This is a genomic window from Parasphingorhabdus sp. (assembly GCF_036963805.1).
Lineage (GTDB): Bacteria > Pseudomonadota > Alphaproteobacteria > Sphingomonadales > Sphingomonadaceae > Parasphingorhabdus.
Genome location: NZ_JBALUN010000003.1, coordinates 75,873 through 101,370 on the forward strand (window position 1 = coordinate 75,873; position 25,498 = coordinate 101,370).

Annotated in this window: 21 protein-coding genes; 15 read left to right on the top strand and 6 right to left on the bottom strand. The window is 52.0% G+C overall.

What is annotated here, in order from left to right:
- The first annotated feature begins 101 nt into the window (after positions 1-101).
- From V7676_RS10315 to V7676_RS10335, 5 genes are all read left to right on the top strand, one after another.
- Entirely contained in the window at positions 102-1,127 is a 1,026-nt protein-coding gene (locus V7676_RS10315) for an ArsR/SmtB family transcription factor (RefSeq protein ID WP_335659630.1), read from the top strand.
- Positions 1,124-2,080 (top strand): methylenetetrahydrofolate reductase, encoded by a 957-nt coding sequence (gene metF, locus V7676_RS10320; RefSeq protein ID WP_335659631.1) that lies wholly within the window; start codon positions 1,124-1,126, stop codon positions 2,078-2,080. The genes V7676_RS10315 and metF overlap by 4 nt, the downstream gene beginning before the upstream one ends.
- Positions 2,077-3,126, top strand: coding sequence for a homocysteine S-methyltransferase family protein (locus tag V7676_RS10325; protein WP_335659632.1), 1,050 nt, complete (start codon positions 2,077-2,079; stop codon positions 3,124-3,126). Before metF ends, V7676_RS10325 begins: the two co-directional genes overlap by 4 nt.
- Before the next feature lie 95 nt (positions 3,127-3,221).
- Positions 3,222-5,840, top strand: coding sequence for a methionine synthase (metH, locus tag V7676_RS10330; RefSeq protein WP_335659633.1), 2,619 nt, complete (start codon positions 3,222-3,224; stop codon positions 5,838-5,840).
- 192 nt (positions 5,841-6,032) lie between these two features.
- Complete coding sequence (locus V7676_RS10335; protein WP_335659875.1) at positions 6,033-6,932, top strand: right-handed parallel beta-helix repeat-containing protein; 900 nt, start codon at positions 6,033-6,035, stop codon at positions 6,930-6,932.
- A gap of 31 nt (positions 6,933-6,963) precedes the next feature.
- On the opposite strand, the gene V7676_RS10340 is transcribed toward V7676_RS10335, so the two are convergent.
- Positions 6,964-8,637 carry an alkaline phosphatase family protein gene (locus V7676_RS10340; RefSeq protein ID WP_335659634.1) on the bottom strand — a complete coding sequence of 558 codons (1,674 nt, stop codon included), beginning with the start codon at positions 8,635-8,637 and terminating at the stop codon, positions 6,964-6,966.
- A gap of 82 nt (positions 8,638-8,719) precedes the next feature.
- Between V7676_RS10340 and V7676_RS10345 the strand changes: the two genes are divergently transcribed.
- Entirely contained in the window at positions 8,720-10,864 is a 2,145-nt protein-coding gene (locus tag V7676_RS10345; RefSeq protein WP_335659635.1) for a protein-disulfide reductase DsbD family protein, read from the top strand.
- Positions 10,865-10,906: 42 nt separating this feature from the next.
- The gene (locus V7676_RS10350) at positions 10,907-11,524 is read left to right on the top strand and encodes a thioredoxin family protein (protein ID WP_335659636.1); all 618 of its coding nucleotides are present in this window, start codon (positions 10,907-10,909) and stop codon (positions 11,522-11,524) included.
- 642 nt (positions 11,525-12,166) lie between these two features.
- On the opposite strand, the gene V7676_RS10355 is transcribed toward V7676_RS10350, so the two are convergent.
- On the bottom strand, positions 12,167-12,967 hold the full coding sequence (locus V7676_RS10355) for a class I SAM-dependent methyltransferase (RefSeq protein WP_335659637.1): 801 nt from the start codon (positions 12,965-12,967) through the stop codon (positions 12,167-12,169).
- Positions 12,968-13,122: 155 nt separating this feature from the next.
- Positions 13,123-15,300, bottom strand: coding sequence for an excinuclease ABC subunit UvrB (uvrB, locus tag V7676_RS10360; protein WP_335659876.1), 2,178 nt, complete (start codon positions 15,298-15,300; stop codon positions 13,123-13,125).
- A gap of 139 nt (positions 15,301-15,439) precedes the next feature.
- On the opposite strand from uvrB, the gene V7676_RS10365 reads away from it, so the two are divergent.
- The 8 genes from V7676_RS10365 to pal all read left to right on the top strand — a co-directional run bounded on the left by V7676_RS10365 (position 15,440) and on the right by pal (position 21,311).
- Positions 15,440-15,976 carry a DUF3617 domain-containing protein gene (locus V7676_RS10365; RefSeq protein WP_335659638.1) on the top strand — a complete coding sequence of 179 codons (537 nt, stop codon included), beginning with the start codon at positions 15,440-15,442 and terminating at the stop codon, positions 15,974-15,976.
- 165 nt (positions 15,977-16,141) lie between these two features.
- Positions 16,142-16,525 carry a VOC family protein gene (locus V7676_RS10370; protein WP_335659639.1) on the top strand — a complete coding sequence of 128 codons (384 nt, stop codon included), beginning with the start codon at positions 16,142-16,144 and terminating at the stop codon, positions 16,523-16,525.
- Between the two features lie 340 nt (positions 16,526-16,865).
- On the top strand, positions 16,866-17,336 hold the full coding sequence (locus tag V7676_RS10375) for a YbgC/FadM family acyl-CoA thioesterase (protein WP_335659640.1): 471 nt from the start codon (positions 16,866-16,868) through the stop codon (positions 17,334-17,336).
- Between the two features lie 41 nt (positions 17,337-17,377).
- On the top strand, positions 17,378-18,076 hold the full coding sequence (gene tolQ / locus V7676_RS10380) for a protein TolQ (RefSeq protein WP_335659641.1): 699 nt from the start codon (positions 17,378-17,380) through the stop codon (positions 18,074-18,076).
- A gap of 3 nt (positions 18,077-18,079) precedes the next feature.
- Positions 18,080-18,520 (top strand): protein TolR, encoded by a 441-nt coding sequence (gene tolR, locus V7676_RS10385; RefSeq protein ID WP_335659642.1) that lies wholly within the window; start codon positions 18,080-18,082, stop codon positions 18,518-18,520.
- Between the two features lie 21 nt (positions 18,521-18,541).
- Complete coding sequence (locus V7676_RS10390; RefSeq protein ID WP_335659643.1) at positions 18,542-19,345, top strand: cell envelope biogenesis protein TolA; 804 nt, start codon at positions 18,542-18,544, stop codon at positions 19,343-19,345.
- Positions 19,346-19,355: 10 nt separating this feature from the next.
- Positions 19,356-20,699, top strand: coding sequence for a Tol-Pal system beta propeller repeat protein TolB (tolB, locus tag V7676_RS10395; protein WP_442955429.1), 1,344 nt, complete (start codon positions 19,356-19,358; stop codon positions 20,697-20,699).
- A gap of 108 nt (positions 20,700-20,807) precedes the next feature.
- On the top strand, positions 20,808-21,311 hold the full coding sequence (pal, locus tag V7676_RS10400; protein ID WP_335659878.1) for a peptidoglycan-associated lipoprotein Pal: 504 nt from the start codon (positions 20,808-20,810) through the stop codon (positions 21,309-21,311).
- Between the two features lie 92 nt (positions 21,312-21,403).
- Here the strand turns inward: pal and V7676_RS10405 are convergent, their stop codons facing one another.
- The 3 genes from V7676_RS10405 to V7676_RS10415 all read right to left on the bottom strand — a co-directional run bounded on the left by V7676_RS10405 (position 21,404) and on the right by V7676_RS10415 (position 25,424).
- Positions 21,404-21,700 (bottom strand): hypothetical protein, encoded by a 297-nt coding sequence (locus tag V7676_RS10405; protein WP_335659644.1) that lies wholly within the window; start codon positions 21,698-21,700, stop codon positions 21,404-21,406.
- Between the two features lie 38 nt (positions 21,701-21,738).
- Positions 21,739-24,672: a M16 family metallopeptidase gene (locus tag V7676_RS10410; RefSeq protein WP_335659645.1), complete on the bottom strand. Its 2,934-nt coding sequence runs from the start codon at positions 24,670-24,672 to the stop codon at positions 21,739-21,741.
- A 128-nt stretch (positions 24,673-24,800) separates the two neighbouring features.
- Positions 24,801-25,424, bottom strand: a complete 624-nt coding sequence (locus tag V7676_RS10415) for a class I SAM-dependent methyltransferase (protein WP_335659646.1) — start codon at positions 25,422-25,424, stop codon at positions 24,801-24,803.
- Positions 25,425-25,498: the final 74 nt, after the last annotated feature.

Below are 25,498 nucleotides of genomic sequence, written 5' to 3' on the forward strand. Positions count from 1 at the left end.
AGAGTGACTTTTTTTCGTAATATTTCAGAAAAAAGAGAGTGCAAAGCAAGCAAATCTAATGGATTGACTACATATAAAGAATTCTTTATATCATTAATCAGATGAATGAAATCCTGACCATATTTAGAGCCTTGGCTGATCCTACCCGGATTCGAATCATGTTATTGCTGCTCAAAATGGAGCTGGCCGTAGGCGAGTTGGCACAGATATTGGGGCAAAGCCAACCCCGGATATCCCGCCATATCCGCATTTTGGACGAAACAGGTCTGGCAGAACGCCGGAAAGAAGGAAGCTGGGTCTTCCTGCGCCCCGGTCAGGCGGCTGAGCTTGAAATACTGCGTCGACTTTTCCGGGCAGAAAATGTAATTTCCTCAGAACAGGCAATTAATGATCACGCCCAATTGTCTCTCGTCCGGAAAGCCCGGGCTGAAATGGCAGAACGATATTTTGAGGCACATGCAAAGGAATGGGACGAGATCCGTTCACTCCACCTTCCGGAAAATGATGTGGAGCAGGCTATGCTAGCCTTGTTCAAAGATATTAATCTGGGACATATGCTCGACATCGGTACGGGAACGGGCCGGATGGTTGAACTATTCGGACCAAAATCCGAAAAAATCACAGCACTCGATAAAAGCCCCGAAATGCTGCGTCTCGCCCGCGCTAAAATATTGGGTGATGAAGCTGATAAGGGCGATCAAGCGGCCTTGGCAAAAAAGACCGAGCTAAAACTCGGTGATTTCAACAACCTCCCTATTGGCGATAACCGGGTGGATAGCGTTTTACTGCATCAGGTTTTGCATTATGCCCAGCATCCCGAAGCCGTTCTCGCAGAAGTTTCAAGAGTGTTACGCAGCGGGGGAACGGTGATGATCACTGATTTCGCTCCGCACGACCACGAAGAATTACGAACAGCTCACGCCCATGCCCGGCTTGGCTTTTCTGATGACAGTATTAAGCGCTGGTTTACCGCTGCCCAAATTGATCTGGTGCAATGCCGGACGCTGGATGGCGGGAAGCTAACCGTCAAAATATGGGTTGGGCGCAAGTCTGGCCTGTCCAAAATTCACCCCGGCAGCGCTTCTGCTTCCCTCGACAATATCTCGCAAAAAAGAGCTTCCTTATGACCGAACAGACCAGACCTTTAGGCTTAAAAGAATTGGAGGAAGCGAAGCGGGCGCTGGACACTCCTTTATTCGCCGGATTAAGCGGCGATGCTGACGTTTCCTTCGAATTTTTTCCGCCCAAAACCGAAAAAATGGAAAAAACCTTATGGGATAGCGTGCTGACGCTCGAACCCCTCAATCCGCGTTTCCTCTCGGTAACATATGGTGCGGGTGGTTCAACGCGGGAACGGACCCATGCCACCGTTGCGCGCATTGTGAAGGACACACAAATTCCGGCAGCCGCACATTTAACCTGCGTGGGTGCCAGCAAAGCGGAAATAGCCGAAGTAGCCCAATCCTATTGGGATGCTGGCGTACGCCATATTGTTGCTCTACGCGGCGATCCGCCATCTGAGGGCGAGCCATTTGAGCCGCATCCCCAGGGATATCAAAGTGCTGCCGAACTGGTCGCAGGGCTTAAAGATATTGCTCCATTCGAGATTTCCGTAGCCGCCTATCCTGAGACCCACCCTGAGGCCAATTGCCCCCAGACAGATCTCGATAACCTGAAACGCAAACTGGACGCCGGAGCCAGCCGCGCAATTACGCAGTTTTTCTTTTCACCGGAGGCCTTTTTCCGGTTCAGGGATGCGGCTGGAGCAGCAGGGATTGATGCCGAATTGGTTCCGGGAATTTTACCAGTTTCGAATGTGGCGCAGACGCGGAAGTTTGCGGGTATGTGCGGCGCAGAAATTCCCACATGGATGAATGATCTGTTCGAGGGGCTGGATGATCATCCTTCGGCCCGGCAATTGATCGCGGCCACCGTGGCGGCGGAAATGTGCCGCAAGCTTTATGCCGGCGGCGTTCGCCAGTTCCATTTTTACACGCTCAATCGGGCAGAGCTCAGCTATGCGATCTGCCATTTGTTGGGCAAGCGTCCGGTTAGCGGTCAACAGGAGATAGCAGCATGACGGGTCCGGGCAAACAGCTCCGCGCATTAGCGGCAGAACGCGTTCTGGTATTTGACGGTGGCTATGGAACGGCAATCCAGAATCATGGTTTGGGTGAACGCGATTATCGCGGCACATTGGAGCTGACCGATGATCAGAAGGGCAATAACGATCTGCTCAGCCTGACCCGGCCCGATATTATCGAAGGCATTCACACCGCCTATCTTGACGCTGGTGCAGATATTATCGAGACCAATACGTTCAGCTCAACCAAGATTAGTCAGGCCGATTATAGCTGCGAACATCTGGTATGGGACCTCAACGTCAAATCGGCAGAAATAGCGCGGCGTGCATGCGATAAGGCAGAAGCCAAGGACGGCAAAAAACGCTTTGTGGCAGGGTCCATCGGGCCAACCAATAAAACCCTGTCCATGTCACCAGACGTCAACGATCCCGGCTTTCGCGAGATTGATTTTGATTATCTGAAAGATGTTTACCGCGAACAATGTGATGCGCTGATTGCAGGTGGCGTCGATTTTCTGTTGATCGAGACGATTTTTGACACGCTTAACGCCAAATGCGCAGGGATGGCAGCACAGGAAGCCGCGGAAGCAAGTGGCCGCGACGTACCATTGATGATCTCCATGACTCTGACTGACCTGTCGGGACGTAATTTATCGGGCCATACGGTCGAAGCTTTCTGGCACGCAATACGCCACCTGAAGCCGCTCACCATCGGCCTCAATTGCTCCTTTGGTGCAGATCAGTTGCGCCCACATCTTGCGATGCTGAGCAAGGAAGCCGATACGCTGATCATGGCTTATCCCAATGCTGGCCTGCCCAATGAACTGGGTGAATATGACGAATTGCCGGATCAGACCGCTGCGCTCATCGGCGAGTGGCTGGACGACGGTTTGGTAAATATTGTCGGGGGCTGCTGCGGCACTACGCCAGAACATATTGCAGCCATTGCCAAAGCAGTTGCCGGAGCAAAGCCCCGCGCGATTGCTTCTCCCATTGTCCGGACGCGCTTGTCAGGGCTGGAACCTTTTACCATGGCGGCCTGATCCCAAAATTTCGCTATGCTGAACATGTTTCAGCATCTCGACCATAACATCCAAAGACCCTGAAACAAGTTCCGGGTGACGAGAAAATAGAAACAATGACAACAGCTCCTTCTTCCGCGCAATTCGTCAATATTGGCGAGCGCACCAATGTTACCGGTTCCGCTCGGTTCAAAAAACTCATCCTCAACGATGACTATGAAGCAGCGGTAGAAGTCGCGCGGCAGCAAGTCGAAAACGGCGCGCAGATTATTGATGTGAATATGGATGAAGGTCTGCTCGATGCCGAAATGGCGATGACGACCTTCCTCAAACTAATTTCTGCCGAGCCTGATATCGCGCGCGTTCCCGTGATGATCGATAGCTCCAAATGGTCGGTCATCGAAGCTGGTTTGAAATGTGTGTCCGGGAAACCCATCGTCAATTCCATCTCGATGAAAGAAGGCGAAGCGGAATTCCTGAAATATGCGCGCAAATGCATGGCTTATGGCGCGGCTGTTGTAGTCATGGCGTTCGATGAAACCGGACAGGCAGATACCAAGCAGCGCAAAATCGAAATTTGCGAGCGCGCCTATAAGCTGTTGACGGGCATCGGCTTTCCGCCCGAAGATATTATCTTTGACCCCAATGTGTTTGCCGTTGCGACCGGCATTGACGAACATCGCCGCTATGGGCTAGATTTTATCGAAGCCACAGCGGAGATCAAGAAACGCTGTCCGCATGTCCATATTTCCGGCGGACTTTCCAACCTGTCGTTCAGTTTTCGCGGCAATGAACCCGTGCGCCGTGCGATGCACAGTGTGTTCCTCTATCATGCGATTCCGGCCGGCATGGATATGGCCATTGTCAACGCGGGTCAGCTCGACATTTATGACGATATCGATACGGAACTGCGGGAACATTGCGAAGATGTCGTGTTCGACCGCCGTGATGATGCGACCGACCGCTTGATCATGCTGGCCGAAAAATTCCGCGGAACCGATGTTGCGGCTGAAAAAGCCGCTGCCGAATGGCGCGGCTATGAAGTTGCCAAACGGCTAGAACATGCGCTCGTCAAAGGCATTGATGCCTATATTATCGAAGATACCGAAGAAATGCGGCTCTCGGTCAAAGACGCAGGCGGGCGTCCGATAGAGGTGATTGAAGGTCCATTGATGGACGGCATGAATGTCGTCGGTGACCTGTTTGGGTCCGGCAAAATGTTCCTGCCACAGGTCGTTAAATCCGCCCGCGTGATGAAAAAAGCCGTCGCGCATCTCTTCCCCTATATCGAGGCGGAGAAAGAAGAAGGTGCAAAGGGCAAGGGCAAGATCATCATGGCGACCGTGAAGGGCGATGTGCATGATATTGGCAAAAATATCGTCGGCGTCGTCCTGCAATGCAATGGCTTTGAAGTCATCGATCTGGGCGTAATGGTTGCATGGCCGGACATAATAAAGGCCGCGAACGAAAATGACGCCGACATGATCGGCCTGTCTGGTCTCATTACGCCCTCGCTTGATGAAATGGTCACGGTCTCCGAAGAAATGGAGCGCGCCAAGATGACAATGCCGCTGCTCATCGGCGGCGCGACCACGTCAAAAACCCACACCGCTTTGCGTATTGAACCCGCCTATTCCGGCCCGACCATTTATGTGCTGGACGCCAGCCGCGCCGTTGGTGTCGCCTCTCAACTGGTCAGCGATACGCAGGCTGAGGGCTTTATCGCCAGCACCCGTGCTGATTATGAGCAAGTCCGCATTGCCCGTGCAGGCAAAACCGCAAAGAAACTGGCTTCGCTCGAAGCTGCACGCGCCAATGGCGCCGTCGTCGACATGAGCAAAAAGCCGCCCGCGCCGAAGAAACCCGGCCTTCATGTCTATGAAGACTGGGATCTTGCGGAACTGCGCGACTATATTGATTGGACACCGTTTTTCCGCGCTTGGGAATTGGCAGGCGTATATCCCGCGATCTTGACCGACGAAGTGGTCGGCGAGAGCGCCAGCGATCTGTTCAAAGATGCGCAGGCCATGCTTGACCAGATCATTGCAGAAAAATGGCTGACGGCAAAAGGCGTCGCTGGCCTGTGGCGCGCGCGGCGTGATGGCGATGACATTATGGTTTCGCCCGATAATGTGGAAATCGCCCTGCCGATGCTGCGGCAACAAGTCAGCAAACGGTCAGGCAAAACCAATAATTGCCTTGCCGATTTTATCGACACATCAGACGATTGGATAGGCGGCTTTGCTGTCACGGCAGGCCATGGCATTGACGAACATGTCGCCCGTTTCGAAGCGGATAAGGATGACTATAACAGCATCCTTCTAAAAGCCCTTGCCGACCGCCTGGCTGAAGCCTTTGCAGAGCGCATGCATGAGCATGTCCGCAAAGACCTGTGGGGATATGCTGCAAACGAGCAACTTGACTGCAAAGCACTGATCAAGGAACAATATCAGGGTATACGGCCAGCACCCGGCTATCCCGCTTGCCCTGACCATAGTTTAAAACCGATATTATTCGATATGCTGGATGCAACGGCCCAAACCGGACTGGAGCTAACCAGCAATTTTGCAATGACACCGACCGCTGCGGTTTCCGGTTTCTATTTCGGCCACCCGCAAGCGGATTATTTCGGGGTTGCGCGCATTGGCGAAGATCAGGTCGAGGATTATGCCGCGCGGCGTAATATTTCGCTTGATCAGGCACGCCAATGGCTCAGACCAAATTTGAACGAATAGCTTTCTCGGCGAGGAATTTTTCCTGACCATTAACTTATAGCGCCGGGAATGATGCACTCTGGGACAGCGCGATCGTTGATATTGTTTTGAATAGTGCATCCCTCTAAGAGAAAGCTGAGATACCCCCTATTTTCAGGAGTTTCACACGTGAAATTTTCGGTCCCGACACTTATCGCCGTCACCCTTGCCATCATGGTTGGTCCCGAAGCATTAGCCCAGAAAAATGCGCCCTTCACGGTTGCGGAAAATGGCCGGACATTTCACAGCCTGTCGGCTGCGGTAGAATCTATCGGGGCACGCCGCGCCACCATCATCATCGCACCGGGCGCATATGGTGATTGTGCGGTTCAGACCGAAGGCCAGATTACTTATCGCTCTGCGGTTCCGGGCAAAGCGATACTGGATGGGGGCGTTTGCGAAGGCAAGGCCGCTTTGGTTTTGCGCGGCCAATCCGCAGTGGTCGATGGTATTATCTTTCAAAACCAGCGCGTGCCCGATGGTAATGGTGCCGGCATCCGGCTGGAACGCGGCAATTTAACTATCAGTAATGCCTTGTTCCGTAATAGCGAACAGGGCTTGCTAACCGCTGATGATGCAAATGGCAGTATTGTCATTGATCGTTCAACCTTTCAGCGGCTGGGCCGCTGTGACCGGGGTCTTTCCTGCGCACATAGTATCTATATTGGTGATTATGGTTCTTTGCGGGTCACCAACAGCCGCTTTGAAAAGGGTAATGGCGGTCACTATATCAAAAGCCGCGCACCGCGGGTGACAGTCACAAACAGCAGTTTTGATGACACGCAAGGACGCGCCACCAACTATATGATCGACCTGCCCGCTGGTGCCTCCGGTGTGATCAACGGCAATGTTTTTGTTCAGGGCCAGAACAAGGAAAATTGGAGCGCTTTCATTGCCATCGCCGCCGAAGGTAAAAACCATAGCTCCACTGGCCTCAATATCCATTCCAACAGTGCATCTCTCGCCCAAGGCGTGCAGCGCAACACTTGGTTTGTTGCGGACTGGAGCGGCGATCAAATGCGGATTGCGAATAACAGTTTGGGTCGGGGCTTAACCCGTTACCAAAAACGATAAACGCTCTTCGGTCTCCCGCGCCGCGCGTAAATTACTGACACGTGTCGCCAGCACCGCCGTCAAGATCAAGGCAGCGGCCGTCCCTCTGATCCGCTGGAATATCCACCCCGATGAGCGCTGCCAATGTCGGTGCTATATCGATGGTCTCCACCGACAAAGGCTGTTCAAAATGGCTCATGCCCTTGCGCCAAAATAACATGGGCACGCGCCGGTCATAATCCCATGGGCTGCCATGGGTGGCGACATAGCCACGGCCGGTATCGGCAATGGGCGTAACCGCTTTGTCCAGCAACACAATGAAATCTCCGGACCGATCAGGATGATAGGATGCGCGCGCACGTTCCGCCAAACTCCACTCCTCAACAGGTCCGCGCGGCATTTCCATGGCCGCGAGATCAACACCATCCAGAACCGCATGTACCTGCGGATGGCTCGCTATTAATCTCATGGCTTCGGCTTTGACCTTTGCCTTGGTTTTAGCGTCAAGCGACAGGCTCAGATAATAATCGCCAAATGGACCATCGGCATAAAGCAAAGGCTCGTCACCTGAAACAGAGAGAGACTGCCTGATTTGCGCGCCAATATCCTTGGCGTTCAATTTCGGATCAATCCGCTGCGCGTCCGGAACGCCCTGCGTTTTCAGGCGCTCTGGCAAATCATGGCCCCCGTGATCGGCGGTCAACATCACCACATAGTCTATATTTTGCGCGTCTAAATCGCTGAAAAACACATCCAGATTGCGGTCCAGTTCACTCATCTGGATACACATTTCAAGACCAGCCGTACCGAAAGAATGTCCGATATAATCGGTGGCGGACAAGCCGAGGGACAGAATATCCGTTGCATCACCCTGCCCCAACTTCATTGATTTCACCAAAGCCAGAGCAGCATCAACAGTCACACCATCAAAACCGGGCGACGCCCGGAAAATCCGGCTGGCTCCTTCCGGACGTTGAAAGGCATAATCGCCGACGGACTGTTTATCGTTAATCACAATCTTGTTGTTCCGCGCCGCACATTGGGCCGGAATTTTCAGCGCTGGGCTCGCCTTGTCGATCGACTCTCCAATTTTAGTGTTCAGCGCGCTTATAGCCGGGGCAATGTCTCGCCCCTTCAGCGTCACGAAGCCCTCGCCCTTCCACCAATATATGGCATCCACTTCTTTACCTGCCATCATCAGCGCCGCGCGGTCCTTGCCCGACACCGCGACATTGCGCGATTTCGGCGAGATTTTCTTTAACCGTTCGCCCAAGGTCGGAACCAACAAATGCCAAGCCGAGGCGATATAATCACCCTGGGTTTCAGCCGTGATGCTGCCAAAACTGGTTCCTTCAATCCGCTCGTCTTCCGCGCAATAGACGGTCTTGTCATCGCGCTTCACACTGAGGTCGATCCAGTTATTGGCGATAATTCCGGCCCGGCCGGGATGGACACCGGTCATGATCGTAGAATGTCCCGGGCATGTTTCCGTCGCGGCATGGGATTGATAACCAGACGGGAAAACCGCGCCATCAGAAAGTCGCTTCAATCCGCCGGTAAAACTGCTACGATATTCACTAAACAGGTCGGCCGAAAATTGATCGACAGAAATGGCAACAACCAGTTGCGGCTTACCCGATTTCGGCGCGGTGTGATGCTCGGCATTGGCTGTGGTGGAAATTGCGATAAAAGCTATGAAGCTTGTAACATATTTGATGGCGTGCACGAATAATCCCCATGGTATAGAGCGGCTGTGGCAAGTGAACCGCGGATAGACGGGCAGCGTAAAATGAAATTGGTGATTTTTTATGACATCTGACATTTCTTCGACAACTATTTGGTCTCGGCAAAAAATCAGCGCCATCATCCAGATGGTTTTCACCGCTTTTATTTTCGCGGCGCTGCTGAGCATCACTCCCGCGCGGGCGCAGGTAGAACTGAATAAACGTGAATTAAACGTGCCCGCGCATCTGGTCGCGGAATCACAGCAGGTACAGGCCGGACAAAGCGTTACGCTCGCTTTTGTAATGACACCCAAGCCAACATGGCACGGCTATTGGGAAAATCCCGGTGATGCCGGCATCGGCATGAGTTTCGCGTGGAAATTGCCCGAGGGCGTAACCGCTGGCGGGCCGCGATATCCGGTTCCCGATACATTACTCATTTCCGGTATTATGAACTATATATACAAGGGCGATTATGCCGTTCTTGTAGATTTGAAAGTGCCTGAGAATACAAAGCCGGGGCCGCTGAGTATCTCGGTAAAATCCGATTGGCTTGCTTGCACCGACGAAGTTTGCGTACCCGAGCAAGATAGACTCTCGATCACTCTGGAAGTCGTTGGTAAGGACACAGCGATTAAGCTGAACAAAGCTTTTAACGACTATCGCAAAGCCTTACCGCGTCCGCTGGGCAGCGCGGCGACCTTCATGGTCAAGGATGACCTGTTCCGCATCTCCGTTCCGTTTCCGGCAGATAGCGACGTCGCCGCACCCTATTTCTTCATTCTGCAAGACGGGATTGTGGACTATGCCGCGTCGCAAAAAGTCAACCGTGACGGCGACATGCTGGTCATCGAAACAGGCGCCCGCGGCGATGCATTGCAGAATATTTCCGGTGTCCTCAAAATCGGGCCGCATATGGGGTTTTCCTTAGACGCCGCCAGCGGCAACGTGGAAATGTCTGGTGTTCCTTTAAACAGCGGTGGTGACAACGAAAATTTTATCAGTGGTGACGACCAGTCTAAAACGTCTCTGCTATTTTTGGCCCTTGGCGGTGCGATAATCGGCGGCTTGCTGCTCAACCTGATGCCCTGTGTCTTTCCAATCCTGAGCTTGAAAGCGATCAGCCTTGCTAAAGCGGGTGGCGATGAAATTGTCGTACGCCGGGATGCCTTAGCCTATACCGCAGGCGTGGTTCTGGTCGCGACGGCCTTAGGCGGATTGCTGCTAGCACTCAGGGCAAGCGGGGTAGCGGTTGGCTGGGCCTTCCAGCTTCAAGACCCACGGATCATCTTCGTACTATTGGCACTAGTTACTGCCATAGGGTTCAACCTTGCAGGCCTGTTTGAGCTACCTAATGTCAACTTCGGCGACAAGCTCGCCCAGAAAAATGGGGCGGCGGGTTCTTTTTGGACCGGCGCGCTCGCTGCCTTTGTCGCAACCCCCTGCACCGGCCCCTTCATGGCCGCCGCATTGGGCGCAACCATCGTACTCCCCCCCATTGCCGCATTAGTCATTTTTGCAGGCTTAGGCGTCGGACTCGCGCTGCCCTTCCTGCTCATCGCTTTCATCCCTGCGATCCGCAGTCGTTTGCCGAAACCCGGGCCTTGGCTGAACAGTTTCCGCAAGGCCATGGCCATTCCGATGTTTGTCACCGCCATCGGCCTCATCTGGCTGCTCGGGCGGCAAATCGGAGAAGACGGATTGGCGCTATCCTTGGTCTTCCTGCTGCTCGTGGCCTTGGTTCTTTGGTGGTTTGGTGGCGGCCAAATAAAAGGCCTCTCGCGCGGCCCACTCGCAACAACCGCCCTAGCTGCTTCGGTTATTGGCGGCGTGCTGCTCCTGCCTGATGACACGGCAATGGAAAGCCAGAAAACGGCTACCGCATCGTCTGCAACATTACCGAGTGAACCATTTAGCGAGAAACGGTTAGCCGAACTGCGCGCAACCGATCAACCGGTCTTCGCCTATTTCACCGCCGACTGGTGCATTACTTGTAAAGCCAATGAGGTTGCTGCCGTCCAGCGTCAGGAGACCGCCGACGCGTTTGCCAAAGCAAATGTTACAGTGTTGATGGGAGACTGGACCCGACCTGATCCGGAAATCAGCAGATTTTTAGAAAAGCATGGCCGCGCCGGTGTACCGCTCTATCTATATTATGCGCCCGGCAAAGAACCTGTTATATTGCCCCAGATTTTGACCATCGGGACACTGACCGATTTAGTCGCATAACTTCCCGGGGCTCAATATTGATTGAACAAAAAGGACGTTGCAATGCTGTTTAAATCCACCGCGGTATCAATTACCGCCATTGCCGCTCTAGGCATTGCGATGCCGCTGGCCGCCGCGCAGAAAATTGGTGCCGTCGCTCAGGATTTCAAATTGACAGATATATACGGGAAAACCGTGCAACTATCGCAATTCCGAGGAAAGACTGTGGTTCTGGAATGGCACAACCCAGGTTGTCCGTTTGTGACGAAACACTATAGCAGCGGTAATATGCAAGCGACCCAGGCCGCTGCCCGTAAACAGGGGGTCATATGGCTCACCATCAATAGCGGAGCCAAAGGCAAACAGGGCTACATGAATGGCAAAGAATCACAGGCATTGGTTAAGAAACAGGGCATCAATTCGGATCATTATCTGCTCGATAGCAAAGGCGTCGTCGGCAAAGCCTATTCAGCCAGAACGACGCCCCATATGTATATTATCGATGATTCAGGAAAGCTGGTTTATCAAGGCGGCATTGATGATAAGCCCACGGCAAATATAGCTGATATCAAGGATGCGCGCAATCACGTCACCGCTGCCTTGGCTGAACTTAAGGCAGGTAAAGCCATTAGTGTTGCCCAATCCCGGCCTTATGGTTGCTCGGTCAAATATGCCGGGTAGATGCAAATATGGGAAGAATGGATAAGTAGAGCCGTCGCGCGATACTCAACTGAGCGCGCCAGCCCTACTCACCTAAAGTCCGGCGGCTCGCAAACCCCCTGAAAGCCCCGTAAAGGAATGCCGGACATAAACTAACAACAACAATATCGTGGCTCTTAAGCAAAACGAGGGACAGATTTAATACACAACTGAAATCTGCCCCTCTTCTTCGTTCCGACGGCCTGCGACCCTAAGCCGCCGCCGGACAAACTGATAAACCACTAGGTAGAAGGCCACACGATACCCGCGATAATCTTATACTCGTTGACTTCGTTTGTTTTTACCGTCCACAATAAGCGACATAAAAATATCACTTCTTAGAACTGAACCGCTGAACCCAGTACGGTGGTCCGCGTCAGTTGGTAGATATGTAACTTGTATAGAATGCTTTACCCGAACGGGACATGAACTGTCTTGTAAACTATAGTAAACTCGCGTAACGTTTTGAAATTATATTACATTTTTTTGTAACTTTATCCACATTTGTCGATCGTAGACTAAAAAATGCTGCGTCGCACAAAAATCGACGAAAAATCGATTCGCGATCGCCGCGTTTTCGAACCGCAATTTAGACCGTTTCAGACCACATTATCAATCGTACAACTAAGCGGGTTTACGAAACTTCATAACAAAACGGTTAGTTTTTCCGCGCACTAACGGGTCAAAGACATTTTTCTCAAAATCATCATCGGGATTGGCAAACATATCGCTCTGTGCTTCCAGCACAAAACCCGCTTTCGCAAAGTCGGCTTTCACCGTGGCGGGATCAATCCGATGGCTTTTTTCAACCACGGCTCTGGTATCTCCAGCATTACCAACATGATCAACCACAGCCACGATACCGCCGGGCTTCATACCGGCATATAGCTTGGTCAGAAAGGCGGCTGGATCCATCCGGGCAAATTTGAACTTTTCGCTTTCCCAATAGAGATCATGATAGATGAGATGCATCATGGCGAAATCATAGCTGCTAGGCTGAGGCGTAAAATCGTCCAATTGGGAAGGAAACAGGGACACACCGGGCTGCCGCGTGACTATGCCTGCCCATTTTCCCTTCGCCGCATCGCTCGACACAAATTGCGGTGGATTCACGGCGACAACTGACCCGCCTGCACCGACTGCCGCACCCATAATCTCGCTATAATAGCCGCCGCCCGCAAAGATATCGACTACCGCATCACCAGTTTCAAGTCCCATAAAAGCCAAAATTTCGGCTGGCTGACGGCTGGCATCCAACGCCAGATCGGTTTCCTCGCGGCCAGGTGCAGCGACAGCGGCAGTAAAATCAGGGCCAGCTTTGATTGCCGCCTCGGACGAAGCAGATGCGGTATCGCCATTGTCATAAGAACAGGCGCTGAGCGCCATGGCGGAACTTGCCAATGCCGTCAAAAATACTGCTCGCATAACATCTATCCCCGAATATGATCATGAACAGCATGAACCCCTATGCTGGCATGTTCAAGGCGGACCGAAACCGTTCGTCTATCGATGAATGTCGTTGATCGAGAACGATGCTGAAAATTTGGTTACGATGCCCGCCAAAAATCAATATATTCAGATCAAAATTTCTTTTGCGTGCGGCCAAAGCCCATTTTCCGAGTTCCGGGCTTCCCCTCCGTGGCGCGGCCTTTGGGTTTTGCCAATTGCAAATCGGGCGGTAAGCCCAATTCATCTGCTTCTAGTTTGCGAATTTCATCACGCAGACGTCCGGCTTCTTCAAATTCCAGATCAGCAGCCGCATCGCGCATACGTTTTTCCAGACTCTCGATATGGCTGCGCAAATTGTGACCGACGAGGTGGGCGGTGTCGTCATCGATTGGCACCGTGACTTGGTCTTTGCTTGCAACATGAGCGACAATATCACCGATGTTTTTCTTGATCGAAACAGGAGTGATTCCATGAAGCTTATTATAAGCTTCCTGCTTCTCGCGCCGCCGCCCGGTTTCATTAAGTGCGCGTTCCATCGATCCGGTGATGCGGTCAGCATAAAGGATTACGCGCCCATCCACGTTACGAGCCGCACGGCCGATGGTTTGGATAAGCGACGTCTCGGAACGCAGGAAACCTTCCTTGTCGGCATCCAATATGGCTACCAATCCACATTCCGGAATATCCAGACCTTCGCGGAGCAGGTTTATCCCGACCAAAACATCATAAACGCCCAAGCGCAAATCCCTGATCAGTTCAATCCGTTCAAGCGTCTCGACATCGCTATGCATATAGCGAACCTTCAGGCCTGACTCATGCATGAATTCGGTCAAATCTTCTGACATGCGTTTGGTCAGTGTCGTCACCAAGGTACGGTATCCTTGTTCTGCCACCTTCCTGCATTCATTGATCAAATCATCGACTTGATCATCAACCGGCTTAATCTCCACCGGCGGATCGATAAGTCCTGTCGGACGGATCACCTGCTCGGCAAAGACCCCGCTGGTCTGTTCCATTTCCCATTTTCCGGGAGTGGCCGATACACTGACGGTCTGAGGGCGCATAACATCCCACTCATTGAAACGGAGTGGGCGGTTGTCGATACAACTTGGCAACCGGAACCCATATTCGGCCAAGGTAATTTTGCGGCGATGATCCCCCTTTGACATGGCTCCGATTTGCGGCACGGTCTGATGACTTTCATCAACAAATAGCAATGCGTTATCCGGTAGATATTCAAACAGCGTCGGTGGCGGTTCACCAGGCAAGCGGCCGGTTAGAAAGCGAGAGTAATTTTCGATCCCAGCACAGCTGCCAGTAGCGGCAATCATTTCAAGATCGAAATTGGTTCGCTGTTCCAGCCGTTGATGCTCCAGCAACTTGCCCTCTGCCTCCAATTCTTTCAGGCGAACGGCAAGTTCCAGCTTAATAGCCTCCATAGCCTGCTTCATCGTCGGCCCGGGTGTCACATAGTGGGAATTGGCAAAAACCCGTACACGATCAAGGCTCGCCGCTTTCCGTCCGGTCAGCGGATCAAATTCAACAATTTCCTCAATCTCGTCACCAAAGAAGGAAATGCGCCACGCCGTATCTTCGTAATGCGACGGAAAAATTTCCAGATTATCGCCGCGCACCCGGAAGGTTCCCCGAGCGAAAGCCTGATCATTGCGCTTATATTGGAGAGAAACCAGCTGACGGATTATATCCCGCTGATCGACCGACTGCCCTTTTTTAAGATCAAAGATCATCGCAGAATAGGTTTCGACTGAACCGATACCATAGAGACAGGATACCGATGCGACAATAATCACATCATCCCGTTCCAGCAGCGAACGGGTGGCACTGTGGCGCATCCGGTCTATCGCTTCATTTACCGAACTTTCCTTTTCAATATATGTATCTGATCGGGCGACATAGGCTTCCGGCTGGTAATAGTCATAATAGCTGACGAAATATTCGACCGCATTATTGGGAAAGAAATTTTTAAACTCGCCATATAATTGTGCCGCAAGAATTTTATTTGGTGCCAATATCAAAGCCGGGCGCTGGGTCGCTTCAATAATTTTGGCCATGGTGAAGGTCTTGCCCGATCCGGTGACACCCAGCAGCACCTGATCCAGTTCGTCCTCATAAATTCCGGCAACAAGTTCCTTAATCGCCTGCGGCTGATCACCAGATGGCTCAAAATCGCTGACAAGTTCGAAGGCTCTACCGCCTTCCGATTTATCGGGGCGAACGGGCTTATGGGGGACGAAATTTTCATCCGTCTGCGGTTCCGCCAAACCTTCTCTGATAACCAGCTTCGCCATGATGAGGATATGGAACAAAACAGGTCCATTGTCACCCCCAATCTTGGAAGGAAGAAGACATTACACTTCGAAAATTTACAACATTGAACATTCACGTTATGGCGAAGAGAGGTGCAGTACATAATTGAGGGAAATATACGTGAAGAAAATACTGATATCGGTAGCTGCAGTGGCGCTATTGGCAGGCTGCTCTAACAACCATGCAGATACAGACGGTGATGGCAATATCAGCGCCGATGAAGTCGCAAAGGTGATGAACGAAGTCACTCTGGAACCCGGCGAGTGGGAAAACACAGTTGAAATCACCGACGTCAAAATTGACGGCCTCCCAAAAGGCGCGCCAGCCAATATGATGGACCGCATGAAAACAACAACGGTCAGCAAGAGCTGTATTACGGAAGAACAAGCCAAAAACCCGGGCGCGGAATTCTTTGCGGCTCAGGAAAAAACCAACTGCAAGGTCAAGAAATTTGACATGAGCGGCGGCGCGATCGCCTCAGAAATGTCCTGTGCCACTCCGGGAACACCCGGTGACATGACGATGGTCATGAACGGCCAATATGGTCCGAGCAGCTATGATATGACAATGGAAATGAACGGCGGAGCCGGCGGCATGAAAATGAACATTTCTGCCAAAAGCAACGGCAAGCGGATTGGCAACTGCCCCGCTGGCTAATCACCTCCAGCTAAACACCATAAAACGGAGCAAAGGCCACACGCTTTTGCTCCGTTTTCTTTTGCCTTGGCTGGTTCATACTCTTCTGATCATTGCATCTCGCGCGATGGGTGATAGGTTTCACTCCGAAATCGAATCAACTATCCCCCACTAGGAGAGAACCAAATGATTGCGTACACAATGCTCGGCACCAATGACAAAGACAAAGCCCTGAAATTTTATGATAAACTTTTTGAAGGAACAGACGTCAAAAGGCTTTTCGAAACACCCTTAGGTGGTCAATTTTACGGAAAGACGCCCGGACAACCGATGATCTGCATCACCAGCCCCTATGACGGTAACGAAGCTTGTTTTGGCAATGGCACAATGGTCGCGCTTTCCTTTGACAGTAACGAGCAAATTGATGCGCTTCATGCAAAGGCTCTGGAGCTGGGTGCTGTGGATGAAGGCGCACCGGGTTGGCGCATGCCTGATGTGTTTTATGGTGCCTATTTCCGTGATCTTGATGGCAACAAGCTGTGCATCTGCAAAATGAATATGGGGGGTTAGAACTGCGATCGGATATACACGCTTGCGCGTCAGCACTGTCGATAAGACAGATGCTGGCGCCTGTACTCCATAAATCCATTCCAAAGTTCACACAAATCACACGTGTTTTTCTGCTCCGCTTTCTGGCGTGTAAAATAGATGATATAATATTTCCGGAATGAGAAAGAAGCGAGATTATAGTAGCTTGTCTAACGCGTGTAGGAAACTATTTCACGGGTAATATTGTAAATCCGTTAAAAATGCCCCCCCCCCCCGCACAACCGTCAAAAAGACTCAAAATTACGCTGAACGGAACGTTTCCCGCTATCGCCGGTTCAATTGAACGACTGGAGTCTTGCCGATGGATGCCATCAGCAATTTACCCTTAGATATTACCCCGCATGATGGCGCGTTTCGAGAGGGACGCCATTATTTTGCGTGCCGTGTCTATTACGAAGACACCGACTTTTCCGGTATCGTCTATCACGCAAATTATCTGAAATATATGGAGAGGGCCCGCTCCGACATGCTCCATCAGCTTGAAATGGATCAGCGCGCTGCATTTGAAGCCGGGGACGGCACCTATGCAGTGGTCGATTTGCATATAAAATATATTGCGCCAGCAAAATTACAGGATAATCTGCTTGTCATAAGTAAAGTGCATAAGTTGCGTAAAGCCAGCGTTGAAATCGAACAGAACATATTGCGTGGAAACGATAAAATCGCGTCAGCCAACATTCAGGTAGCCTATCTTACGCCCGCCGGACGGCCAAGGCGGCAACCGGAAGCATGGATAAAAGCGTTTGCCGCAATAATGAACAGCGATAAATGACGACTTTGGATAATGATCGAAAAAATTAAAAGGATTTAGCTTTGCTAGACAGTATTTCCATTCACGCAGCATCCAGTGGATTTTCGCCACTAGCGCTGTTTTTACAAGCAGATATTATCGTTAAACTGGTGATGATCGGACTGCTTCTGGCCAGTGTCTGGACATGGACGATCATCGTCAGCTTTGCAGTAAAAATTGGCCGCATCGCGAGCAAATCAGACAAGTTTGAACAGTCTTTTTCCAAAGCTGACAATGTCGACAAATTTTACGATGATCACGGCAAATCCAACCTTCCCATGGCCAAGGTTTTGGCCGCAGGCATGCGCGAATGGCGGCGTTCGACCGCACGCGGACCGATTGATCGGGAAGGCACCCGCCAACGCCTCGCCACCGCGATGAACGCAACGATCGAGCAGGAAGTCGATAAAATGGCTGACCGCCTGAATTTCCTTGCCACCGTGGGCAGCGTTGCTCCCTTTGTTGGGCTGTTCGGTACGGTCTGGGGCATTATGCGCAGTTTTTCGGCCATTGCGGCAGAACAGAATAGTTCGCTGGCCGTGGTTGCCCCCGGTATCGCAGAGGCGCTTTTTGCTACGGCCATCGGCCTCTTTGCCGCTATTCCGGCGGTTATCGCTTATAACCGCTTCTCTCACCGGTTGAACAAGATTGAATCCCGCATGGGCCGCTTTGCCGATGGATTTCACGCGACATTGAGCCGTGAACTCGAATTGGGGAAATAAGTCATGGCAATGAACCTTGCTCCCGGAAATGGCCGTCGCAAACGGGGCCGCGCGCCGATGGCAGAGATTAACGTCACACCTTTTGTCGATGTTATGCTGGTGTTGCTGATCATCTTCATGGTCACTGCCCCCTTATTGGTAACCGGCGTTCCGGTGGACCTGCCGGAAAGCCGTGCCAATGCGCTGGAACAGGATCAGGAACCGGTACAAATATCGATCGATCAACAGGGCGTGATTTATCTTGATGATGAAGAAATGAGCCGCGATGGCTTGGCCGCGAGATTGGACGAAATTGCCAAAAACCAGAATGCCGAAGACCCACGCCAGATCATGCTGCGCGGCGATAAAACGCTGGATTATGGTCTTATGATGGGTGTGATGGGCGAACTGAACCGGGCAGGTTTGAACCGTGTGTCCTTAGTCACAACTGGTTCATCTGAGTGAATTTAGATATTAAAGGCTGTTATGGAGAAGGCTGAAAAAATTGGCTTGGGAATAGCGGCTGCTGGGCATATTGCACTGGTGGGCTTGCTTTCGCTCAGCCTGATTTCCCAGCCGGATGAGGCTTATAAACCCAAATCCATCGAAGTCATGATTGCCGACGAGGTAGGATTGGAAAGCGCGTCGCCCAACCCTGCGATGGTGCCTCCTGCAACCAGCGTAGCGCCCGAACTTGGTGATCCTGATCCATTGGACCAAATGCAGCCGGAACTGAGTGAACCAGAACCTATCAAACTGACCAAGGCACCCGAAGTAAAACCAACCCCGCCGCGGGAAAAGACCGCAGCGAAGCCCAAACCAAAAGCCCCGCCCCAAGCCAAACCGGCGGAAAAGGCCAAACCGCAGGAAGAACCCAAAGCAAAACCCAAGGGATCGCGGCTTGGCAAAGATTTCCTCAAAGGCGTGACCGATGAGACGTCCGTTAGCCGGAACCAGAATATTACTGCTGAAAAAGTATCGGCGAGCGCCGTGGCTTCCTTACAGCGGGAATTATACCGTCAGGTCAAACAACATTGGAAGCCGCCTACCGGAGCTGATGCTGAACTGCTGCGGACTAAAGTCACAGCGCGGCTAGACCGCAGCGGCAATATAGTCGGCACACCGTCCGCCACAACGTCCGGCATCACCGCCAGCAATCAATCGCAGGCCGATGTCCACAAAGAGCGCGCCATAGCCGCCGTACGGCTAGCCGCACCATATACAACATTTCCCGAGAAATTTTATGATGAGTGGCAGGTGATTGAACCGATACTCTATCTCGGAATATAGGAGACGAAACATGATCTCACGAATTTCCCGCAAACAATTCCACGCATGGATGATGGGCCTTGCCCTGTCGGTCGGACTGGCCGTACCCGCACAGGCTCAATTGACCGTCGATGTCGACAACAGCGCGGCCGATGATCTGGTAATTGCAGTACCCGGCTTTCCAACCCAGCAAAGCGTTGATACGCCTGCCGGATCGACTGCCGAACTCGGCAACAAGATCAGCGATGTTATCGTGAGCAATTTGCGCTCGAGCGGGCTATTCAAGCCGATTGGTCGTAATCAGGTCCGCAGCATTAGTTTCAACGAAGTGACCGAGCCGCAATTTCCTTACTGGAGCGGCACAAGCGCTTCCGCACTGATTCAGGGCTTTGTGCGCGCCAATGGTGACGGAAAGCTGACTGTCGGCTGTTATCTCTATGATGTCGCCTTGCAAACAGAACTAACCCGTCTGGGCTTTGTCGTCGATCCCGGTGACTGGCGGCGCGCCGCGCATAAATGTTCCGATCTTGTCTATTCCCGTTTAACCGGTGAATCGCCGTTTTTTGACAGCCGGATTGCCTATATTGCCGAAACCGGACCCAAAGGTAACCGGCGCAAGCGGCTCGCGATCATGGACAGTGATGGTGCAAACCACCGGTTCATCACCAATGGTCAGGCCACAGCATTAACTCCTCGCTTTTCACCCGATTATAAGAAAATTGTCTATTTAAGCTTTCTGGACGGCAACCCGCGTATTTATGTTTATGAAATCGGGACAGGCAGCCAACGGCTGATCACCCAGAGCACGAACCCGACTTTTGCGCCGCGCTGGTCACCCGATGGCAAGTGGATACTCTATTCGATGGCTATTGCGGGTAACACCGATATATATAAAGTATCATCGCAAGGCGGCCAACCAACGCGTCTAACCTTTGCCCCGGGTATTGATATCGGCGGCAGCTTTTCACCCGACGGCAGCCAAATCGTTTTCGAAAGCGACCGTTCAGGCAGCCAGCAACTTTATATCATGGGTGCCAATGGCGGCAGTGAACGGCGGATCAGCTTTGGTGGTGGCCGCTATGCTACCCCCGAATGGAGCCCGCGCGGCGATTTGATCGCTTATACGAAAATGGCTGGCAACTTCCGCATTGGTGTCATGACGCCAAGTGGCGGCGGAGAGCGCTTGCTCACCAACAGTTGGCAGGATGAAGCACCGACATGGGCCCCCAATGGCCGCGTTATTCAATATTTCCGTACCAAGCGCGGCAGCGGCGATGCGGGCATCTGGCAGGTCGATCTCACCGGCCGGAACGAACGAGAGTTACCGACGCCGGTAAACGGTTCTGACCCGGCGTGGGGTCCCTTACTGCCCTAAACGAAAGGCAACATATATAGTTTAGCAGCTGATTCAAATTAGATTACAAGTCACTGAAAACAGGTTATAACAAGCCCGCCAAGGGCAAATTTAAGGAGCAGAAATATGTTGAAATATGCGACCCCCCTCCTGATTACCACCGGACTGGTTCTCGCCGGCTGTGCAAAAAAAGCACCCGAAGAGTTGCCACCGCCGCCGGTTGGAACAACTCAAACAGGGCCGACCGGACCAACAGGACCGGGCTATACAAGCGGATCTCAGGGCGATTTTCTAGCCAACACTATGTCCGACCGAATTTTGTTTGATACAGACCGCTATAATGTTGATTCGCAAGATCAGGTTGTCTTGCAAAGTCAGGCCAAATGGCTGGCCCAGCATCCCAACGCACAGATCACGATTGAAGGCCATGCCGACGAACGCGGTACGCGCGACTATAACCTTGCACTTGGCGAACGCCGCGCCAATGCCGCAAAAAACTATCTCGCGTCATTAGGTGTCAGCCCAAGCCGCATGACCACAGTCAGCTATGGCAAAGAACGCCCCGATGCATTGGGTTCAGATGAATCCTCATGGGCCCAAAACCGCCGCGCCGTCAGCGTAGTGGTTAGATAAAATCTGATTATTCTTCGACCCAATGGACGAAGGGCAAAAAAAAGGCCGCTAACCTCATCGGGTAGCGGCCTTTTTTATATCTGAGACGAAGCCTATTTTTTGGTGCCGCTCATCGCCATTTCACCAAAAGCGCCAGCATTGACAGAACCGGTCAGAACGCCGTCAACAATAGTTGCGTTGCCCTCCAGTTTCATTGGCATAGGCACGGTCATGTTCATAACCCATGTCAGCGTGTTGCCGTCAATCTTGCCATCTTCCAGTGCCATAGAACCCATGGCACCTTCATTCATGCCGGTGAACGTGTCGCCATCAGTGACAATCGTTACAACAGAGGCTTGGTCACCCATGGGGGACTTGGTTACGCAATCATAAGAACCATCTAGGGACATATATATTCTCCTTTTAAATCAAAACCCTGACACTGCGCTCAGTCTTCGCTGACTGCCGAATCATTCGAACCATCTTCTTTACTAACATCGGTGTTACCAGCTTCATAGTCGCGATATTCTATTGGCATATTCAATGCTTCCAGTTGGGTTTTGATTTTGTCCGCGTCACCGACAATCACCCAAATGAACTTGTCGGGATTAATCGCCCCGGCCATAACTTTGTTAAGATCATCCCTCGTCAAAGCCTTATAACGATCCGCCACGGTTTCAGCATAGTTGGAGGGACGATGGAACATCACATCCCCTTGCATCTGGCCCAATACCCGGCTGGACTGTTCAAATTCCCCGGGCAACTGCCGCACATTACCATTAACCGTACGCTCCAGTTCAGCGTCGGTTACGCCGTTATCGCCAAGGAAACTCTCGATCTGTTGCTTGATTGCGGCAACAGCCGGACCGGTCTGGTTGGTCTGTACCGGCGCACGTATAATATAGGGAACAGCATGCTCACCGCGCAAAATCGTGTTGCGCGTACCATAGCTCCACCCTTTGGTTTCGCGCAGATCCATATTGATCCGGGATAGGAAATCACCGCCCAATATTTCATTGGCAGCATCCAGTGTCAGCAGATCATCCGTTCCCTTGAAAGGCAGGACCTGCCCCGCGAGAATCATCGATTGCGGCGAATTAGCACGGTGGATAACGACAATTTTTCCTTGCGCTGCGGGAATGGCCGCATCGAAATTCTTGACGGGCGCAGCTTTGCCAGAGGCTTTCCACCGACCAAAGTGCATTTCCAACTTATCGAGCAGAGTTTGCCGGTCAATTTGTCCGACAGCAAAAAGGCTCGCATTTTCCGGACGCATCCAGTTCTGGTGAAACTTGACCAAATCCTTGCGGGTAATTGCCGCAACGGATTCTTTAGTACCATTCCCCGAAAGCCCCCGTCCATAAGGATGAACATCGCCAAATAAGAGCGGCGGCAAGGCGTTGGTCGCGACACTTTGCGGATCAGTTTCTTCCCGATCAATCGCGGTGAGTTGCTGAACCCGGATGCGTTCGATATCATCGGTTTTAAACGCCGGATTTTTCACAATATCCGCCATGAGATCCAAAGACGCATCCAGATTGGGATTGACCGCGCTCAAACTGACACTGGTGCGATCCCGTCCACCGCCAACACTGACATTGGCACCCAAACGCTCTTGCTGCTCAGCAATTTGTATGGAGGTCAGGCTTGTCGTGCCTTCTTCCATCATGGAGGTCACAAAATTCTGCAGGCCGATTTTATCAGCGGGGTCGGCGGTCGCTCCAGCATCGAAGGATAAAGCCACACGGGTCATTGGCACCGCGTCACGTCGGGCAAAATAGACTTTGATCCCGTTGGACAAGGTAGAAGTTTCAACATCCGGAAAATCAACATTGGGAATTTCACCAACCGGCGGAAGCGATGACCGGTCGACTTTCACTGATGTAACGACATCACCCTCGCTTTGCGTATAAAAGGCCGGGGATGTCAGCGTACCCGTCCGTGCGCCTTTTCCGGAATCCACTTCCTGATAGGTTTCGCGTTTACCGGGGACAACACGGATACCGAGCACGGGCCGAGTTAGCCATTTTTTCATCGCTGCAGTCACTGACGCGGGAGTCGCGGAGGCGAGACGGGCCAGTTCCTTTTTATAAAATTCAGGATCGCCGGAATAAAGCTCACCCTTCGCCAGCGCCGTCGCTTTGCCGCTAAATCCGCCAACCTGTTCCAGCCCTGCGATCCGCGAGGCTGCATCACGGGTGGCCACTCGCTGGACTTCATCTTCGGTCGGACCATTTTGAATATAGTCTGCGACAATTTCGTCGAGCCGCTTCGCAACGATATCCGCATCTTCGCCGGGTTTCACATCTGCCTGTATCTGGACCAAGCTGCCATGGACGAAGGGCAAAACAAATGCGGAAACTGCAACCGCGTTTTTCTCTTCACGCACCATGATATTGTCCAGCCGCGAACTGGCAAGACCGCCAAGCACAGTCATGCCGACATCCAGTGGTGTATAATCGGCATCATTCAAACCCGGCACCACCCAGTTGCGATAGATGCGTGTGGTCGCGACCTTGTCTTTCATCACCTCGAATACAGGCTTTTCCAATGTCGGTAATTGCGGATTTAACTGCGCAATCGGTTTGCCCTTTGGAATGTCACCAAACCATTTTTGTACGAGCGGTTTGGCAGCAGCCACATCAATATCACCGGCCAGCACCAATATAGCGTTGTTCGGGCCGTAATGGTCAGTAAACCATTGCTTCATGTCATCCAGCGAAGCCGCCTCCAAATCTTCGAGTGAACCGATTGTGTCATGACCATAAGGGTGCCCCGCATCGGGGAAGAGCAATTCGGTCTGACGATAGCCAACCAGTCCATAAGGCTGATTATCACCCTGACGCTTTTCATTGGAAACAACACTAATTTGGTTGTCGAGCTTCTCTTGCGTTACCGCGCCAAGCAAATGGCCCATGCGGTCGCTTTCGAGGAACAAGGCGACGTCCAGCGCAGATTTTGGAACCGTCTGAAAATAGTTGGTCCGGTCCAACCAGGTGGTGCCGTTTAAATCGGTCGCGCCGATCTGCCGCAGCGGCTCAAAATAATCGCCCGGTGCATTTTCAGAGCCATTGAACATGATGTGCTCGAACAGATGAGCATAGCCAGTCTTGCCCTTAGGCTCGTTGGCCGACCCGACGCCATACCAGACAGATACCGCGACAATCGGGGCCTTACGGTCGGTGTGCACCAGAACCTTCAGACCATTGTCGAGTGTGAAACGCTCATAAGGGATGTCGACAGTCTTAACCAGTTCGCTCACCGGTGCAGGTTTCGCGCTGCTGTGGTGTTCGGCATAGGCGGGAGTAGTAAAACCCATAGCCATAGAGCCAAATGCTACAGAACCCAGCGCGATCGCCAGTGTGCGGGAAAAACGTGACATCCATTATTCCTTTTCAAATATTATTTATACGGAAACTATTATGCGCATGCGGACTTGTCGCGCAAGGTCTGTCTGGTCTTCGATCAACGTAGCATCCGTGCCGACTAACGATGCAAATGTAGGGCCTATTATTTTTTCCAACCCCAGAATAAATAGCAGGGCAATATGTTCCACGGCGAATAGCCGTTATCGATATGATCAAAATGCGGCGCCATGAAATCGCGTGCACGTTTTACGAATTGATAGACCAGAAATGCGCCGCCCGGACGCAAGGCGTCATAAGTTTCTTTGGCTATTTTGGGACCGAGCTGATCAGGCAATGTAGAAAATGGTAGGCCGGACAAAATATAGTCCGCCTTCTCATGCCCCAAATCACGGATGATCTGCTGAACATCCGCGGCAGACCCGTGAATCGCATAGAAACGACTGTCGTGGATGCTTTTGCTGAGATAATCGATGAAATCGGGGTTGAGGTCGATGACGATCAGCGTGGCATCCGGTTTCAGCCGCTCCAACACTGGCCGACAGAATGTCCCTACACCGGGGCCATATTCGACAAACAGATCGCATTCGTTCCAGTTAACCGGCTCCAACATCTTCTTGATCGTGACTGCCGAGGATGGAATGATGGATCCAACCATAACCGGATGCTTCAAAAATCCCTTAAAAAAGACGCCCGATGCACCGAATGTCCGGGTCGCACGCAATTTGATTCGGCCCCAGAATGGCGCTTTTGCGAGGCTGTTATTCAAACCTAATCTCCTAGTTTCATCTAGCTGTGCTATTAGGTCATAACAGTGTCATATTCAAACATCTTCGCGCTTGT

Coding starts and splice junctions, on each gene's coding strand:
- V7676_RS10315 (WP_335659630.1), top strand. CDS start 102: ATGAATGAAATCCTGACCATATTTAGAGCCTTGGCTGATCCTACCCGG.
- metF (WP_335659631.1), top strand. CDS start 1,124: ATGACCGAACAGACCAGACCTTTAGGCTTAAAAGAATTGGAGGAAGCG.
- V7676_RS10325 (WP_335659632.1), top strand. CDS start 2,077: ATGACGGGTCCGGGCAAACAGCTCCGCGCATTAGCGGCAGAACGCGTT.
- metH (WP_335659633.1), top strand. CDS start 3,222: ATGACAACAGCTCCTTCTTCCGCGCAATTCGTCAATATTGGCGAGCGC.
- V7676_RS10335 (WP_335659875.1), top strand. CDS start 6,033: ATGGTTGGTCCCGAAGCATTAGCCCAGAAAAATGCGCCCTTCACGGTT.
- V7676_RS10345 (WP_335659635.1), top strand. CDS start 8,720: ATGACATCTGACATTTCTTCGACAACTATTTGGTCTCGGCAAAAAATC.
- V7676_RS10350 (WP_335659636.1), top strand. CDS start 10,907: ATGCTGTTTAAATCCACCGCGGTATCAATTACCGCCATTGCCGCTCTA.
- V7676_RS10355 (WP_335659637.1), bottom strand. CDS start 12,967: ATGCGAGCAGTATTTTTGACGGCATTGGCAAGTTCCGCCATGGCGCTC.
- uvrB (WP_335659876.1), bottom strand. CDS start 15,300: ATGGCGAAGCTGGTTATCAGAGAAGGTTTGGCGGAACCGCAGACGGAT.
- V7676_RS10370 (WP_335659639.1), top strand. CDS start 16,142: ATGATTGCGTACACAATGCTCGGCACCAATGACAAAGACAAAGCCCTG.
- V7676_RS10375 (WP_335659640.1), top strand. CDS start 16,866: ATGGATGCCATCAGCAATTTACCCTTAGATATTACCCCGCATGATGGC.
- tolR (WP_335659642.1), top strand. CDS start 18,080: ATGGCAATGAACCTTGCTCCCGGAAATGGCCGTCGCAAACGGGGCCGC.
- V7676_RS10390 (WP_335659643.1), top strand. CDS start 18,542: ATGGAGAAGGCTGAAAAAATTGGCTTGGGAATAGCGGCTGCTGGGCAT.
- tolB (WP_442955429.1), top strand. CDS start 19,356: ATGATCTCACGAATTTCCCGCAAACAATTCCACGCATGGATGATGGGC.
- V7676_RS10405 (WP_335659644.1), bottom strand. CDS start 21,700: ATGTCCCTAGATGGTTCTTATGATTGCGTAACCAAGTCCCCCATGGGT.
- V7676_RS10410 (WP_335659645.1), bottom strand. CDS start 24,672: ATGTCACGTTTTTCCCGCACACTGGCGATCGCGCTGGGTTCTGTAGCA.